Origin of the sequence: Polaribacter vadi (genome assembly GCF_018861005.1) — a bacterium.
Lineage (GTDB): Bacteria > Bacteroidota > Bacteroidia > Flavobacteriales > Flavobacteriaceae > Polaribacter > Polaribacter vadi_A.
The window spans coordinates 203,319-220,660 of record NZ_JAHKQL010000022.1 but is presented as its reverse complement, the minus strand read 5'-3'; the positions used below and the strand labels follow the sequence as shown (position 1 = coordinate 220,660).

The window sequence follows — 17,342 nt, the reverse complement described above, 5'->3', positions numbered from 1 at the left end:
CCATATTTCAGGACAAGACAAGTTTTTAAACGACTTGAAATATTAAATATTAATTGGATGACAATTCAACCAGATTTAGATGGAATAAAAAAAGAAGTTGAAAGAAAAAAAATAAATCACTAAGCACAACACCGTATATAATTTATTGCTGGTTTTAGCTCACTTGGGAAATTCCTCCGGAATTTCGCCGTTCGTGTTTTATTTACTAAATTCACCGCTTAAACAACGCAACAAAGCTTATACAACAACGTTGTACACAATTACCAAAATGAACTTTCCTGAAATAGGTTGACCAAAAAATTAAGCAATTAATTACAGTCACTTATGAAAACAAAAAATGAACACTGGCGAAAAAAAAGCTACCAAAAAGCAACTTTAGAAACCAAACTTTTAGTCGTTGACCAAATTCTTAGCGGTCAACTATCCAACAATCAAGCCTCAAAAAAATATGACGTTCCTAGAACAACTATTTCCTATTGGTTAAGAAAATACAGTACCTTAGTACAACAAAATACAGGTATGAGTAAAAACGATGAGATTAAAAAGTTAAAGGAAAAGGTTGAAGAACTTGAGTTTGTAAAAGACTTTCAACAAGACATTATCGCTGATATGGAACTTATTACAGGAGTCGATATGTCAAAAAAGTCATTGCCCAAAACATTAGCAAAAGAGATAGAACAAAAGAAAAAACAGCGTATAAAAGAAAATGGCTCTATGGATGTTTTGGGATCTCTAAACAAGCCTTCTACAAAAGGCTAAAAACGCAACAGAAAAAAGAAAGCGATCATCAAAAAATGATTAAAATGGTTAAGGACTATCGTAAAAAAGTAGGCTCTAAAACTGGTGGAATTAAGCTACATAAAGAACTAAAACAGGACTTTATAAACGCTGATATTAAAATTGGTAGAGACAAGTTCTATCGCTTCGACTAAATAATCTTTTGATTCCTAAACAAAAAAATTACATCACAACTACAAACTCAAATCATATGTACAAAAAATATAAAAACCTGGTAAAAGATCATGTCCCTATTCGTCCTGAACATCTATGGGTTTGCGATATCACTTATATTAAAACGCAATATGGTCATAATTACTCAGCCATTGTTACAGATGCTTATTCTAAGCAAATTATGGGCTACAAACTCAATAACCATATGAGAACATCGCTTTGCATCGATGTACTTGCTATAGCCATTAAAAACAGAAAATATCCTGATAAAAAGCTTATCCATCATTCTGACAGAGGATTCCAGTACTGCAATCCTAAATACACTCAATTCGCTGAAAAAAATGGAATTATAATGAGCATGACAGAACAATATGACCCTTATGAAAATGCTGTCGCTGAAAGAATTAATAGAACGCTTAAGTATGAATATGGATTAAAACAAAACATTAAAAACACTGAATTAGCTTAAAAAATGACACAACAAGCAGTCTATATTTATAACAATTTGAGAACTCATTTTAGACTAGATCTCAGAAAACCTGCAGAAGTGCATCTAAATCCTAATATCAAATACAAATCCTATCGAAAAAATAATGTAAATTTACCTGAACTTAAGATTTAAGAACAGAACTAGTTCAAACTATTTTTTGCCTTCTAAACGGCTAAAAAATAATCTTTGAACGTCTAAATATTAACTAAAAAGTGTCAACCTATATCAGTATAATACATTATTTGAATGATTTTGAAAAAACACTACGTTAATTATAGTGCTTTTTATTTTCTGATAAAATCTTTATGTATTTTTGCAAAATGATTAAAAACGATACTATTATTGCTTTAGCAACACCTGCAGGAGTTGGAGCAATTGCTGTAATTAGACTTTCTGGAGAAAATGCAATAACAATTGCTGATGCTTTTTTTAAATCTATTAGAAAAGGAAAAACATTAAAAAACCAGAAATCTCATACCATTCATTTAGGACATATTGTTGATAATAATAATAATAATATTGTTTTAGATGAAGTTTTAGTTTCTGTTTTTAAAAATCCAAATTCGTATACTGGCGAAAATGTAGTTGAAATTTCTTGCCATGGTTCTAGCTTTATTCAGCAAGAAATTATACAATTGTTTTTACAAAATGGTTGTAGAATGGCTGATAATGGTGAATTTACTATGCGCGCTTTTTTAAATGGTAAAATGGATTTATCACAAGCAGAAGCTGTTGCAGATGTTATTGCTTCGAATTCAGCTGCCAGTCATCAAATGGCAATTCAGCAAATGAGAGGTGGAATTACAAACGAACTTAAAGAATTAAGAGGTCAGTTATTAGATTTTGCAGCTCTAATAGAATTAGAACTTGATTTTTCTGGTGAAGATGTAGAATTTGCAGATAGAACTCGTTTTAAAGAATTAGTATCAAAAATAACCTTGGTTTTAAAACGTTTAATTGATAGTTTTTCTTTTGGTAATGCCATGAAAAATGGAATTCCTGTAGCCATAATTGGCGAACCAAATGTTGGAAAATCTACTTTATTAAATGCACTTTTAAATGAAGAAAAAGCCATAGTTTCTGATATTGCTGGTACAACAAGAGATGCCATAGAAGACGAAATTATTATTGATGGTGTTGCTTTTCGATTTATAGATACAGCAGGTATTAGAGAAACAAAAGATGTTGTAGAAAGTATTGGTATTAAAAAAGCTTATGAAAAAGCAGAAAATGCACAACTCATTATTTTCTTAGTAAACTCACAGAAATTTAGAGAAGAAAATACAACGTTTAAAACTGAAATTGAAACTTTAAAAAAGCGTTTCGAAAATAAAAAAATTTTAGTGATTGCCAATAAATCAGATTTAATTTCTTCGGATGAAACTGCTACTCTAAAATCAAAAATTGAAAATTTAATTTTGTTATCAGCAAAAAACAAAACAGGAATTGATACCCTTAAAAATGAATTAACTTCTTTGGTTAATATTGGTGCTTTAAGTAATAATGAAACCATTGTTACCAATTCTCGTCATTTTGAAGCGTTAAATAATGCTTTAATAGCAATAACTTCAGTACAACAAGGTATTGATTTAGAAATTTCTACGGATTTATTTTCTATAGACATTAGAGAATGTTTGCGTCATTTAGGTGCAATTACTGGAGATTATGATGTAGATAAAGATATTCTAGGCCATATTTTTTCTAATTTTTGTATCGGGAAGTAAATAAGTCAAACAAAAGAAACTAAAACCAAACAACATATTTATAATCAAAAATTTAAATAAAAAATTTTATAGTAATTTTCTTTTACTTTACTTTTATAAGTGAATATAGGAAGCTATAATCCACCTCAAAATTCAATTTAAACATTGAAGTGTAAAAAATCTACCTCATATAAAAATTACTTTAAAAAAAATGGTTACCTGTCTTTTTTGTTTTTTTTCTCTTTTACTTTCCTCCAATCAAGATTATCTTCTAAATCTACATGTGCGTGATAATCTATATTTCCGCTAACAAAAGCAATAAACTCATCAAAACCTTGTAATGTTGGATTGTATTCTTTTGAGTAACTTAAATACCATTTACCAAATAAAGCTGTGTTATAATTATGCTTTTAAAATTCTTCAGCTATTGTAATTTCATTTAAACTTAACCTTACATCTCTATATTTTTTGCAGTAATAACAGCCTATAGTGATAATCAATATGAAAATATATTTATTTAATTACATCTAAAATGAAACTTAATTTATAATTCCTTCAATTTGCTTCCAACCTTTCATACCTTCATTTTTTTGAATAGATCCAGGTGTGCTTCTTCCATCCAAAATAATCTTTTTAAGTGCTGCTTTTAATTCTGCAGCTACCTCAGGAAAACTTGTAATTACATTTTTGGTTTCTCCTATATCGTCTTTTAAATTATATAATTGCATATCTGGTAAACTTAACTTTTCCCTTTTAACATCTCTTGGATTTGGGTAACTCCATCCTCCAGAACCTTGACAAGCGATTAATTTCCAATCTCCTTTTCTAATTCCAAAAGAACCATCTACTGAATGCAGTACAGTATAATCACGAATATCAATATTATTTTTACCTGAAATTAATGGCAACATACTATAACTATCTTCCCCTTCAGAATCTTTGGTTTTGTAACCTACGATATCAGCACTTGTGGCAAAAAAATCTGTGGTAGAAATAACTTTATTTGAGCTCGAATTTTTCAAAGCTTTATGTGGCCATTCTACTATAAATGGCACATGCAGTCCTCCTTCATAAATATCAGATTTTGTTCCTTTAAATGTATAGCTTGGATCGTGATTTACTTTGGCTAATTCATCAAAATTTGCTCTTGGTGAACAGCCATTATCACTTGTAAAAACTAACATTGTATTTTCTGAAATACCTTGCTTTTTTAGCGTTTCTCTAATTTGACGCACAACATCATCAACTTGCATCACAAAATCTCCATACATATTGGTGTTACTTTTTCCTAAAAATTCAGTTGTTGGTAAAATTGGTGTATGAGGTGCTGGTAAAGGAAAGTACAAAAAGAAAGGTGATTTTCCATTTGCATTTTCATCAATATAACTAATTGCTTTATCTGTTAAATCTTGTAATACATTGGTATGATTAAAGTCGTCTGATGTAAGCCCTTTTCTCCATTTTCCTTTTTCATCAACAGAAACTGTAGTTTTGGTTGGCTCCGTGGTTGGTTTATTATTTTCAACATACACATAAGGAGCCATATCTAGAGATCCACAAAAACCAAATGTATAATCAAAACCATGACTGTTAGGTCCATTTTTTATAGGTTTACTAAAATCTACTTCTGGTTTTGCGTTTAGTTTATCTCTACTAAATTTTGAATCTTCTTTTGTGATTTCCCAATCCCAACCTAAATGCCATTTTCCAATAAATGCTGTGCTATATCCTTGGTTTTTTAACATCTCTGCAACAGTAGTTCTTTCTTGTTTTATGAGCGATTTTGAGTAGCCACTAACCACAAAACTCTTTAATTCTGTTCTCCAATTGTAACGACCTGTTAAGATGCTATATCTTGTTGGTGTACAAACTGCTGATGATGTATAAGCATTTGTGAATTTCACCCCATTGGCGGCCATTTTGTTTAGATTAGGAGTAGGAATTTTTCCTTCAGAATTAAAGGATTGTACATCACCATAGCCTAAATCATCCGCCAAAATATAGATGATGTTTGGATTTTTATTTTTGTTTTCTGGTTTTTCTTTTGTCTCATTATTTTTGGATTGACATCCGAATAAAACAATTGATAAAAAAACAATTAATACAAACTTAATATTCATGGATTTCTTTTTGATGTCATTTCCCCTCATTGGGTTATGATGGTTTCTGACTTAGGAATAAAAATTATTTTTTAAGCGTTTCTCTTTCTTTAGAAAAGGTATTTGCTGGTGGATTTTCTGGTAAAGTATTCTGAAACAATTCTATTTTTTTTATTAAAGCTTTTACTTTCTCGGGATGATCTACAGATACGTCATTTTGTTCAGCCCAATCTTTGCTGATATCGTATAATTCTGTGCGATTCCTTTTTTTATTAATCAACAATTTCCAGTTTTGATCTTGTATTCCTGCACTTGGCCAAAAATATGGACGATTACTAGAAAAACGCCAATCCCAATAAATAGGTTTTTCACGATTATATTTTTCCCCTTTTATAGCTGCAACAATACTTTCACCATCTGGTTTGTAACCTTCAGGATAATCTGCACCTGCTAAATCCATAAAGGTTGGTAATAAATCTACTGCAGACATTTGAGTTGTTTTATCAACTTTTCCTACAGGAACTTGACCCGGCCAACGTACAATAAAAGGAATACGTACACCACCAGCAAATAAAGAGCGCTTGCGTCCTTTAAGTCCTCCATCTTCACCAACTGAATAATACTCTCCCATACCTGGTCCTGTAGAATTATCTTCTGTTCTCTTTTTAGTACCTGTTATTTCAGGACCGTTATCCGAAGAAAATAATACTAAGGTATTATCATCTATCCCCAATTCTTTTAAGGTATCAAAAAGTTCGCCTATTCGTGCATCGTACTCAGCAACTACAGCTGCATAAACCTGTTTTTGATCCTCTAAATGTGCATATTTGTCCATATACTTTGCTTTGGGATAATGAGGAGTATGTGTTGCATGAATCCAAGCATTTATAAAAAACGGTTTGTCTTTATTGCGTTTTGCGAAATCTATTGTTTTATGTAGTGTTGAGTCTACTTGCATTTGATGTAATCTACCTGCAATATTAAATGCACCATACTCATCATAACCATATTCTAATGGAGTAGGCGCGTCTTCTACATGCGTATTTGTAAGGTGCCATTTACCAAAATGAGCGGTTGTATAACCCGCATTTTTTAACATACGTGGTAACATTGGTGCATTGGTATCTAACCAATCTGGCATTTTTCTTTTGGCATGAGATGCTACAGAAGCAAAATGACCATGTACAGATTGTCTTGCTGGAAATTGCCCTGTAACCATACCAACCCTACTAGGTGAACATACTGGATTTACCACAGAAAAATTTTGAAAATCGATACCATCAGCAGCCATTTTATCTAAATTTGGTGTCTCACAAAATGTACTTCCATGGATTCCTAAATCTCCATAACCCCAGTCATCAGCAAAAATAAAGATGATGTTGGGTTGTTTTTTTGAAGTGGATTTATTTGTTTCTGCCAATGTTTTGGTTTCTGTTTTATTCTTGCAACTTTGAAAAGCTAACATTGAGATAAAAAAGAGTGTAATTAATTTAATAATTTTCATGATGTATATTTTAATAAAAGGATTCAAATCTATATTTTTTCAGTACTCTATAATGATAAATTTTGTCACTTATCTATCAATTTAAATATTGAAACTAAAAAGTGTTCTGCAAAAATTTATGTAAAAAAATATTAAATAAAACCTGCATCATAAAATACAGGTTTTATAAAAGCTATTTTTTAATGATACGAATTGTTTTTTGTTCGTGATCGCTTAAAATTTTCATAAAATAAATTCCAGCTTTAAACGAACTCATGTTAAAATTTGAATTGTATTTTTCATGTTGTAACAATTGTCCTAACTTATTATAGATGTATATTGTAGTGTTTTCATTCTTTAAACCTTGTATATATACTTTACCAGTTGTTGGGTTAGGATATACTGACAAGTTAGTAGTATTTATGGCATCATTTATAGATAATGTTTCACCAGTAGATGTAATTACTAATCTTGGTTTATCAGTATCTGTAACTGCTACTTCTTTACTATAAATACCATTAGTGATTTCCATATCTTTAGAAATAACTTTAATTGACAACAATTCATTTTCTTGCATTTGTGAAAGGACTGTACTTGTAATATCCCACTCAATTACTTGACCAGAATTAGAAACTTCACCTAAAGAAACGCCACTTGTAGGGGCATTATTCCAAGTAATAGTATTCTCTGTCCAATTATCATCAACCAAGAAAGCTTCAAAATTTCTAGTATCTTCTGTAACCTCATCTAAAGTAAGTCTAAATTTAGCTGTTTCTACATCTGAAAGCAAGCTTAAATCGAATTTCACATAGGAATGACGATTTAAATCTACAGGATCATCTCTAACAATTAATTTTACTCCACCATAATTTTTTGTAGCAAATCTATCCCATGTATAAGCATCTTCTGTTAGATAAATGGTTACATCAGTATCTATAGCATCTTCTTGAACAGTCATTTCTATTTGACCGTAAACTGCAGAGCCATCAACAGCTGTTGCTTTTACTGTAACTGTTCCTAAAGCATTTCCTGTTAAATATCCTTCAGTTGTAATGGATGCAGAACCTGTTCCATTAATCACAGACCAATTAACACTAACATCATCAGCATCTGCAGGTAATACTGATACTTTCATTGGTAAGGTTGTTCCTAGTTGTATTGCATTAACTCCATTTAAGCCATACACATCAATGGATTGTACAAGCGGATTCGTAACTACCTGAATAGAGACTACTCCTGAAATTCCTGAATTGTCTGTTGCTGTTGCATATATAGTAACAGCCCCATCATTATAACCTACAAACACACCATTTTCATCAATAGTACCTAAACCTCCTACTGGATCTAATGACCAAACGACATTTTTTATAGAGGCATCTTCAGGTAAAATAAATGCTTCCATTTGCAATTCTTTTCCTACCTCAACAGTTGTAATTCCTCCTATTCCTTGAACCGTAATAGAAGTAACAGGTGTTATTTCACTAACGGTAACTTCTGTTTGAGAAGTAACTTCTGAACCGTCTTTAGCAGTAGCAGTAACTATTACAGTTCCAATAGCAGTTCCTGTTAACACGCCATTATCATCTATATTTGCAGATCCAGTACCATTTGTAACAGACCAAGAAACACTTTTATCAGCTGCATCTTCTGGTAAAACAGAGACTGTCATTTGAATTGAATTGTTCTCATAAACCACTAAATCATCTTCAAAAGACAAGGAACTAACCAATATAGGACCATGTATTACTGTATATATTTCTGAAGCATCTAAAGCTGTATTGTAAATTCTAAAATCATCTAAAGTACCATTGTATGCAGCACCTATAACAGCAAAGCTATCGCCGGTATTAATACTTCTTACAGCTCCTGCAAGTCTTGCAGCTGTAATTAATTCACCATCTAGATATAATAATAAATCATCTGATTGCGGATCTGCTATACTTGGTAAAACCACTGCAAAATGATGCCAATCTGAAGAAAGTGATAAATTATCTACTCCCCATTTAAAACCACTCACAGCCACGCTAAACTCATTAAGGTTTCCTATAATTTCAAAACGTTCACCAGTTGCTTCTGTACCATAATTAAAGATACTTCCTGTTGTAGATGTTGTGTTAAACCAGCCTGTAATTGTACGTGCAGCTCCTCCTTTTGGGAAATCTTCAATATGATTTATTAAATCGATTTGATCATTATCATCATCTAATAACAATGAATAATCTCCTTCCTTTACACCAGAATTGACAAAAGTTGGTTCACCAACTAAAGTTCCATGATTGTCTCCAATTTCATCATTCAAATTATTTTCAAAAAGATATTGAGAAACAATTCCTGGTACTGGAGCTGGAGCTATAGATTCTATATAGTTAATTGTACCTCTTACATTACCATAAATTTGAAAATTAATTTCTTTTGAAACATTTAAACTAGCACCTTCTTCTATTAAAAGATCTCTTACACTTGAGTCTGAAGCTACCAGAATTGAATCTCCTGCTTTGATGACTACATCTGATGTTGACGAAGGTAATTGACCACTTGACCAATTTGCAGCATTATCCCAGTAATTTGTATTAAAGGAACCATCAAACCTGTATTCTTCTTTAAAATAAGCTCCTATAGGTCTAATATATGACTCGTAATCTGGTTTTTGAGATTGCTGCATACGCTCGTCTATAATCTTAAACATTTCAAATTCTTGTTGCGTAATTGACCCCAAACTAATTGTATTTGCAAAACTATGAGCTGCACCTGCATCTGTTAACGTTCTTACAAAACGATATGCTTGTTCAGCATCAAACAAAACAGGAAAGTTATCTGAGTTTGGACTTGTCCAGTTTTGACGAACAGGAGTCCAAAAATGTCTTAGTATTTTTTTATCATTCAGTGCTACCCAAGGTGCATTTTTTGTTTCTTCCAAAGTCAATTCTTCATACGCCCAAGAATTTGGAGCTGCTCCTGTAGCAAGTGGAGTTGGGTGACCTGCTGTAAAATCATTGTAATCACCACCTGTAGGCCATAAATTTACAACTTTATGATTTGTAGGCATATCAATACCATTTGAAGCTACTGTTTTGTCAAAATATTTTTTCCCATAATTTACTGTAATTGCAAAATTAGGATTTACCTCCATTAGCATATTTACAAAACCAGTTGGACCTCCAGGAAGTGCAACTGCATGATCTACCCAAAAACCATCTACCAAACCTAAATCATTAAATCTTTCTACATATCCTTTAACTAAATGTTTCCAAGCAGCAGCTTCTGCTCCATCAAAATTTTCGTTATAATAAGCTTCCCAAGCAGCTTTGTATTCTGCATTGTTTGGTGTACCTCCACTAGCAGAAGGACCATCTGATGCAATGTATAAAATCACTTTTTTACCACTGTCTTTAAAAGCCTTTAATACATCTAAAATAATTTGTTCGTTTTCTATTGAAGGAACAAAATCTGGATGAATCTCGTTGGCAATGTCTATGTATGGATGATCCCTTAAAGTAAAATGATATCCATGTGCATTGTTGGTTAAATTAGAAATTACGTAACCCACAGTTTTTAAAGTATCAGCTATTTGCTTTATTCCATTGTAATAGTTTGCTCCTGCTGCAACTGCTGCATCTAGTTTAGAACCTCCTTGTATTGCAAATCTTACTCCCCATTTTCCAGACATCCAAGAAGCTGTACTTTCTGAACTTGAAGGGGTTGCTTGTTGTACTGTAAACTTTTCAGAATACGTTTTAACTTCATTACCTTCTGTATCTTTTATACTTCCAACAATACTAATATGATGGCTTTCTTCTGTATCACGACTTTTTAATACTACATCATAGCCAGTACCGTTTTGAGAAAGGGTAAGATAAGTTGCATCTGTTGCATTTTCTAATGATAAATCTAATTGATATGAAGCATCAACAGATATTGAAAAATCATTTTTTATTGAATTTTGAGTGTCTCCATCTGCATAGGTTTCTATAACAGTTTGACTAAAAATTGCTGTATGAAGAAGCAATAAAGTCAGTATCCAAAACTGTGTTAAATACTTGTTTTTTATTATTTTATTTTTCATGGTTTAGTTTATTATATTTCAATTTCAATCAATTATTTTTTAATAATCTTATGTATTTTTTGTTCTTGTTGATTTAAAATTTTTACATAATAAATCCCTGGTTTTAATGCACTCAAATTTATACTAGATTTGTACGTTTCTTGTTGCAATAGTTGCCCTACGTTGTTATATACAGACACAAAAGTTTGTGTATTATCTAATCCGTTTATATAAACATAACTTGTAGTAGGATTAGGATAAACAACAATATTATTGACATCAACATGGTTGTTGTCTGTTGATAATGTCATTTCATTGGTTATTATTCTAGGTTTATCAACATCAATTAACGCAGCTTCTTTACTATATATAGTATTAGTAATACTCACATCTTTAGAAACAACCATAATTGAAAGGATACCATTATCATCTATTTCTGAAAGTACAACATCAGTTACATCCCATTCTATTATCTGACCATTGTTAGTAGCTGTACCTAAAGATGTTCCACTTACTGGTGCATTATTCCAATTAATACCATTTTCTGTCCAATTATCATTAGTTACTAAAAAAGCTTCATAATTCCTAGTAGTTCCTGGGTCTGTAAATAATGTTAATCTAAACTTAGCCGTATTTACATTCGAAAGTGAGTTCAAATCAAATTTCACAAATGAATGTCGATTCAAATCTGAAGGATCATCTCTAACAAGTAATTTTTCCTCACCATAATTTAAAGTAGGAAACCTGTCCCATACATAAGCATCTGCAATTGTATAAATGGTTTCAGGAGTATTTATAGCTTCATCTTGTACAGTAATTTCTTTTTGTCCAAAAACACCTGAACCATCGTTAGCTATTGCTTTAACAGTTACTGTACCAGTTGTTACACCAGTTATCAATCCTGAAGAATCTATTGTTGCTGAACCTGTATTATTTATAACAGACCAAGTTACACTTGAATCATTGGCACTATTTGGTAAAACCAGAGCCTCCATTTGAAGTGTTGCTCCTACATCAACAGAACTAGTACCATTTACACCTGATACTGCAATTGAAGTTACTAACGAAGAAGAAGATGAATTTGTACAAATTAGTTGAGGTTTATCAGCATCAGTTAATGCGACTTCTTTACTATAAATATTATTTGTAATTTCTGAATCTGTTGAAACAATTTTAATTGATAAAACATCATCATCTGACATTTGTGAAAGTACTGTACTGGTAACATCCCACTCTATAATTTGTCCATTATTAGTTGTTACACCAAAAGACACCTCACTATTTGGAGCATTAGACCAGGTTATACCATCTTCTGTCCAACTATCATTCGTTACTAAAAAAGCTTCATAATTTCTTGTTGATGAAGGAATACTACCCTCTAAAGTAATTCTAAACTTTGCATTATTTATGGATGAAAGTCTACTTATATCAAATTTAACAAATGAAACACGATTCAAATCTGAAGGGTCATCTCTAACTATTAATCTAACTGTACCATAATTATTTGTAGGCCATCTATCCCAAACATAAGCATCTGCAGTTGTGTAGATAGTTACATCCGTATTTACAGCATCTTCTTGCACTGTAATTTCTTTTTGCCCATAAACTGCAGATCCATCAGTAGCAGTTGCTGTAACAGTAATTGTTCCTAAAGTTTGCCCTGTTAATAAACCTGTTGCATTTATAGTTGCTGAACCTGTACCATCAGCAACAGACCATACAATACTAGGGTCATTTGCATCAACAGGTAAAATTGAAGATTGCATTTGAAGCGTATGTCCTAATTGCACAGCATTCACTCCATTTGAACCAAATACACTAATAGATTTTACAAGTGGCTTGGTAACAACAGTAATAGATACCAAACCTTCAACCCCTGAATTATCTGCTGCTTTAGCATGGATATAAACAGTTCCATCATTACTACCAATAAACACACCATTTGAATCTATAGTTCCATCTCCTCCTTCTGGTTCTACCTCCCAAATGACTTCTTTTATGGATGCATTTTCTGGTAATACAAAAGCTTCCATTTGTAGTTCTGCTCCAAGTTCTACAGCCATAATCCCTCCAATTCCTTGAACTGATATAGAAGTAACAGGATTCAATTCACTTACTATTACTTCTGTTTGAGTAGAAATGTTAGTACCATCATTAGAAGTAGCTGTAACTGTTACAGTACCAATATTAACACCTGTTAATATTCCGTTTTCATCTATAGTTGCTGAACCTGTACCATCTAAAACAGACCAAGTTACACTCTGGTTATCTGCATTTTCAGGTAAAACTGACAATTCCATTTGTATGGTATTATTCTCAAAAACTTCTATTGTATTATCATCAAAAGATAATGAAGAAACTAATACTGGACCTGTAAATATTTTGTTGATTTCTGAAACATCTAAAGCTGTGTTATAAATTCTAAAATCATCTAAATAACCATTAAAACCTACCCCTATAATTGCAAAAGTATCGCCTGTAATTAAATCTTTAGGATTCCCTGCAAGTGTAGATGATGTAATTAATTGACCATCTATATATAATAATAAATCATCTGTTTGAGGTGCCTGCATACTTGGCAAAACCACAGTAAAATGATGCCAATCTGAAGAAAGAGACAAACTGCTGTTACCCCATTTATGCCCATTTACAGCCACACTTAATTCACTAAGATTTCCAATAATTTGAAAACGTTCACCTGTTGCTTCTGTTCCATAAGTAAATAGAGTTCCTGTGCTTGATGTTGTATTGAACCAGCCCATAATAGTACGTGCTGAACCTTCTTTTGGAAAATCATTAATATGATCTACTAAATTTATTTGGTCATCAGTTCCATCTAATAATAAAGAATAATTTCCTTCTTTAACTACTGAATTATTAAAAGTTGGATTTCCTACTGAAGTTCCATGATTATCGCTAATTTCATCATTTAAATTATTTTCAAAAAGATATTGAGATACAATTCCAGGTTCTGATGGTGCTGGTATGGATTCTAGATAATTAATTGTACCTCTAACTTTACCTAAAATTTGAAAATCAATCTGATTAGAAACGCTTAAACTCCCTCCTTCTTCAATTAAAACGTCTCTTACACTTGCATCTAATGCAACAAGAACTGAATCTCCTGCTTGAATAATTACATCGCTTGTAGAAGTTGGAACTTGACCACTTGACCAATTTGAATCGTGACTCCAATAATTTGTATTAAATGCCCCTGTAAATCTATATTCATCGTTGAAATATGCTCCTATAGGTCTAACGTATGCTTCATAATCTGGTTTTTGAGATTGTTGCATGCGTTCATCAATAGTCTTAAACATTTCAAATTCTTCTTGAGTTATTGCCCCAGAAGTAACTGTATTAGCCCAGCTATGGGCTCCTCCAGCATCTGTTAAGGATCTTACAAACCTATAAGCTTGTTCAGTATCAAATAAAACAGGGTAGATGGAATTTGTACTTGTCCAATTTTGACGCATAGGAGTCCAAAAGTGTCTTAGCATCATTTTATTATCAAAAGATACCCATGGTACATCTTTAGTTTCTTCTAAAGTTAATTCTTCATATCCCCAAGAATTAGGAGCTGCACCTGTAGCAAGTGGAGTAGGATGACCAGCTGTAAAATCATTATAAGCACCTCCTGTTGGCCATAAGTTTACAACTTTATGATTTGCAGACATACCAATTCCATTAGAACTAACATACCTATAAGAAAGGTCCTCATTCTGAAAATATCTTTTTCCATAATTTACTGTAATCGCGAAATTTGGATTTACAGCTTTTAACATATTTACAAAATTTGTTACTCCTCCAGGAAGTGAAGTAGCATGATCTACCCAAAAACCATCTACTAAACCTAAATCATTAAATCGTTCAACAAATCCTTGACAAAGATTTCTCCAAGCTGGTCCTTCTTGTCCATCAAAATTTTCATTATAATATGCTTGCCAAGCAGCTTTATATTCTGCATTATTAGGTGTACCTCCACTTGCAGAAGGCCCATCAGAAGCTATATATAAAATTACTTTTTTACCACTATCTTTAAAAGCTTGTAAGGCGTCAATAATAATTTGTTCATTTTCTAGAGAAGGAACAAAATCTGGGTGTATTTCATTTGCAATATCAATATAAGGATGGTTTCTTAGTGTATAATGATATCCGTGAGCATTGTTTGTTAAATTAGAAATTACATAACCAACTGTTTTTAAGGTATCTGCTATTTGTTTTACACCATTATTATAATTGGCACCTGCAGCTACAACAGCATCTAACTTAGAACCTCCTTGCACCGTAAAACGTACTCCCCATTTTCCAGACATCCATGAAGCTGTGCTATCTTCGCTAGAAGGTGTTTCTTGTTGTACTGTAAATGTATTATTATAACTTGTGACTATATTTCCTTCTGAATCTTTTATACTTCCTATGATATTAATATGATGACTCATTTCTGAATCACGACTTATTAAAGTAACATTATATCCACTACCATTTTGAGAAAGTGTTAAGTAAGTTGCGTCTGCAGCATCTTCTAGTACTAAGTCTAATTGATGTGAATTATCTACAGTAATTGAAAAATTACTTTTTATTGAATATTGTGTATCACCACTAGCATAGGTATGCGTAACATTTTGACTGAAAACTGCAGTTTGAATAAGCAAGAAAGACAATACTACAAAAGATATTATTCTTTTTATGTGATTTTTTATTATCATAACTTTTAATATTATTTTAATTATTCTGATATAAAATATTTTATTTAATAGGCTTAATTAAAACTGCTTTTAAACTAGATGTTTTAGGATTACCTTCAACTAAAGAAACTGTAACAGTATGTTTTCCTGAGGTTTTAAACTCTATGATACCCATATTGTAAAAGTTATATTTTTCTGTAGCTGCTTGCTGGTTTTGAATCATTATACCTTCATCTGTTTCGGTTTTCCATACCAAACGTTTTTCGCCTTTATAATTTAATTCTAAGTAGTAATAGCCTGCTTCTTGTACATTAACTGTCCATGTTACTTTACTTTTATCATTCCAATTACTCACTTGGTTTACGTGTTTCCACTCCCCAAATTTCTCCATCCATTTTATTTCTTTTTCTTCTGCATTATCTACTTCTGCAAATTCAGCACGTAAAAGAGCATCGTAATTTGGATATACACCTAATGTTGTATCTACTTTTATATTTTTTGTTGCTGTATCTAGTTTTACTTCAATAACAGAAACTGGCGAATCTGATGGTTGAAATGGTAGTTCTATAAGTGTCCAATCTTTCTTTTTTGTAAAAGTTAGATTCTGAGTTTTATTTCCTTTTAATAAGGAAGCAGATATAATTTTTGCAGTAAGACCAGGCAAATACAATTTTCCATCTTCTGGCCAATCTAAAACAGAAAGAAATAATGAGTTTTCTTTTGTAGTTACATCACCCCAAGGTAAAGCATGTTGCCAAGGTGAAGCCCCTGCATTATATACAACTTGTGGGTATTTTTTAATCCAATCTCCTGCTTCTTTTAAGAATTTAACTCCAATTTCTGGAATTTCACCATCTTGATTTGGCCCTACATTAAACAAATAAGTTCCTCCTCTTGCAACAGTTGAAATAAGTCGATTCAATATTTCTTTAGGACTTTTAAAATTATTATCATACCATGCATAAGACCAAGAATCGTTATTGGTATCGCAGGTTTCCCAAAGTCCTTTTATGTTTTTATTAGGCACTTCCATATCTCCATTACTAGAGTAATCTCCCATTCCATGCCCTACTCTACTACTCATCATAGCATTTGGTTGTAATTCTCTAACCATAGTTGCCAATTCAACAACATATTCTTTTTTCATATTTCCAGGCGTATCAAACCAAACAAAGTCTAAATCGCCATAATTAGTGCATATTTCTTTAACTTGAGGTTTACATTTGTTGTAGAAATAATCTTTAAAGCTAGCTTCTTGTCCATTAGCATCTTTTTTGGGTCCTCCAGTTGCACCAGGTGATGTCCAATCTTGATTATGAGAATAATAAAAGCCAAAACCTAAACCAAGTTCTTTGCAGGCTGCTGATAATTCTTTCATAGGATCTCTCCCAAAAGGAGTGTTTACAATATTAAAATCGCTTACTTTTGAGTCAAACATTGCAAAACCTTCGTGATGTTTACTGGTTATAATGATATATTTCATACCAGCATCTTTTGCTAACTGTGCTATTTTTTTTGCATCAAAATTTATTGGATTATAATCGTCCGCAATTTTCATGTATTCTTTTGGTGGAATATCTGCTACTCTGGGATGCATAATCCATTCGCCAATTCCATAATATGTTTTTTTATTCCAAACACCTGCTAATTTTGAATATAATCCCCAATGAATAAACATTCCAAAATTACCTTCGTCAAAAAGTTTTGCTTTTCCTTCTTTTAATTCTTGTAGAGAGACATCTTTTGCTCCCCACATCTCATCCATATTTTCACTTTTACTCTCTTTAACAACTGTTTCTTTTTTATCCTGACAAGATAAAAATGATACAACTGTAAGCATCATTAAACAGATAATTGTGATGTGTTTTTTTCTTTTCAAAATCTTG

9 protein-coding genes are annotated in these 17,342 nt (G+C 31.9%); 4 read left to right on the top strand and 5 right to left on the bottom strand.

Annotated elements, in window-relative coordinates; all coding sequences use genetic code 11:
- Window positions 1-324: 324 nt before the first annotated feature.
- The 4 genes from KO506_RS11775 (at window position 325) to mnmE (ending at window position 3,165) form a co-directional block, all read left to right on the top strand.
- Entirely contained in the window at window positions 325-759 is a 435-nt protein-coding gene (locus KO506_RS11775; protein ID WP_215995106.1) for a helix-turn-helix domain-containing protein, read from the top strand.
- Window positions 760-803: 44 nt separating this feature from the next.
- Window positions 804-932 carry a hypothetical protein gene (locus tag KO506_RS17175; protein WP_289851796.1) on the top strand — a complete coding sequence of 43 codons (129 nt, stop codon included), beginning with the start codon at window positions 804-806 and terminating at the stop codon, window positions 930-932.
- A gap of 8 nt (window positions 933-940) precedes the next feature.
- Entirely contained in the window at window positions 941-1,420 is a 480-nt protein-coding gene (locus KO506_RS11770) for a DDE-type integrase/transposase/recombinase (protein ID WP_215995105.1), read from the top strand.
- A gap of 341 nt (window positions 1,421-1,761) precedes the next feature.
- A complete protein-coding gene (gene mnmE / locus KO506_RS11765) occupies window positions 1,762-3,165 on the top strand; it encodes a tRNA uridine-5-carboxymethylaminomethyl(34) synthesis GTPase MnmE (protein WP_215995104.1) in 1,404 nt (467 codons plus the stop codon).
- A gap of 518 nt (window positions 3,166-3,683) precedes the next feature.
- Here mnmE and KO506_RS11755 read toward each other — a convergent pair.
- The 5 genes from KO506_RS11755 to KO506_RS11735 all read right to left on the bottom strand — a co-directional run bounded on the left by KO506_RS11755 (window position 3,684) and on the right by KO506_RS11735 (window position 17,335).
- Window positions 3,684-5,264, bottom strand: a complete 1,581-nt coding sequence (locus KO506_RS11755; protein ID WP_215995103.1) for a sulfatase family protein — start codon at window positions 5,262-5,264, stop codon at window positions 3,684-3,686.
- Between the two features lie 64 nt (window positions 5,265-5,328).
- On the bottom strand, window positions 5,329-6,747 hold the full coding sequence (locus tag KO506_RS11750; RefSeq protein ID WP_215995102.1) for a sulfatase family protein: 1,419 nt from the start codon (window positions 6,745-6,747) through the stop codon (window positions 5,329-5,331).
- 172 nt (window positions 6,748-6,919) lie between these two features.
- Window positions 6,920-10,789, bottom strand: coding sequence for a CBM96 family carbohydrate-binding protein (locus KO506_RS11745; protein ID WP_215995101.1), 3,870 nt, complete (start codon window positions 10,787-10,789; stop codon window positions 6,920-6,922).
- 32 nt (window positions 10,790-10,821) lie between these two features.
- Entirely contained in the window at window positions 10,822-15,477 is a 4,656-nt protein-coding gene (locus tag KO506_RS11740; protein ID WP_215995100.1) for a CBM96 family carbohydrate-binding protein, read from the bottom strand.
- A 40-nt stretch (window positions 15,478-15,517) separates the two neighbouring features.
- On the bottom strand, window positions 15,518-17,335 hold the full coding sequence (locus KO506_RS11735) for an alpha-L-fucosidase (RefSeq protein ID WP_215995099.1): 1,818 nt from the start codon (window positions 17,333-17,335) through the stop codon (window positions 15,518-15,520).
- Between the last annotated feature and the right edge of the window lie 7 nt (window positions 17,336-17,342).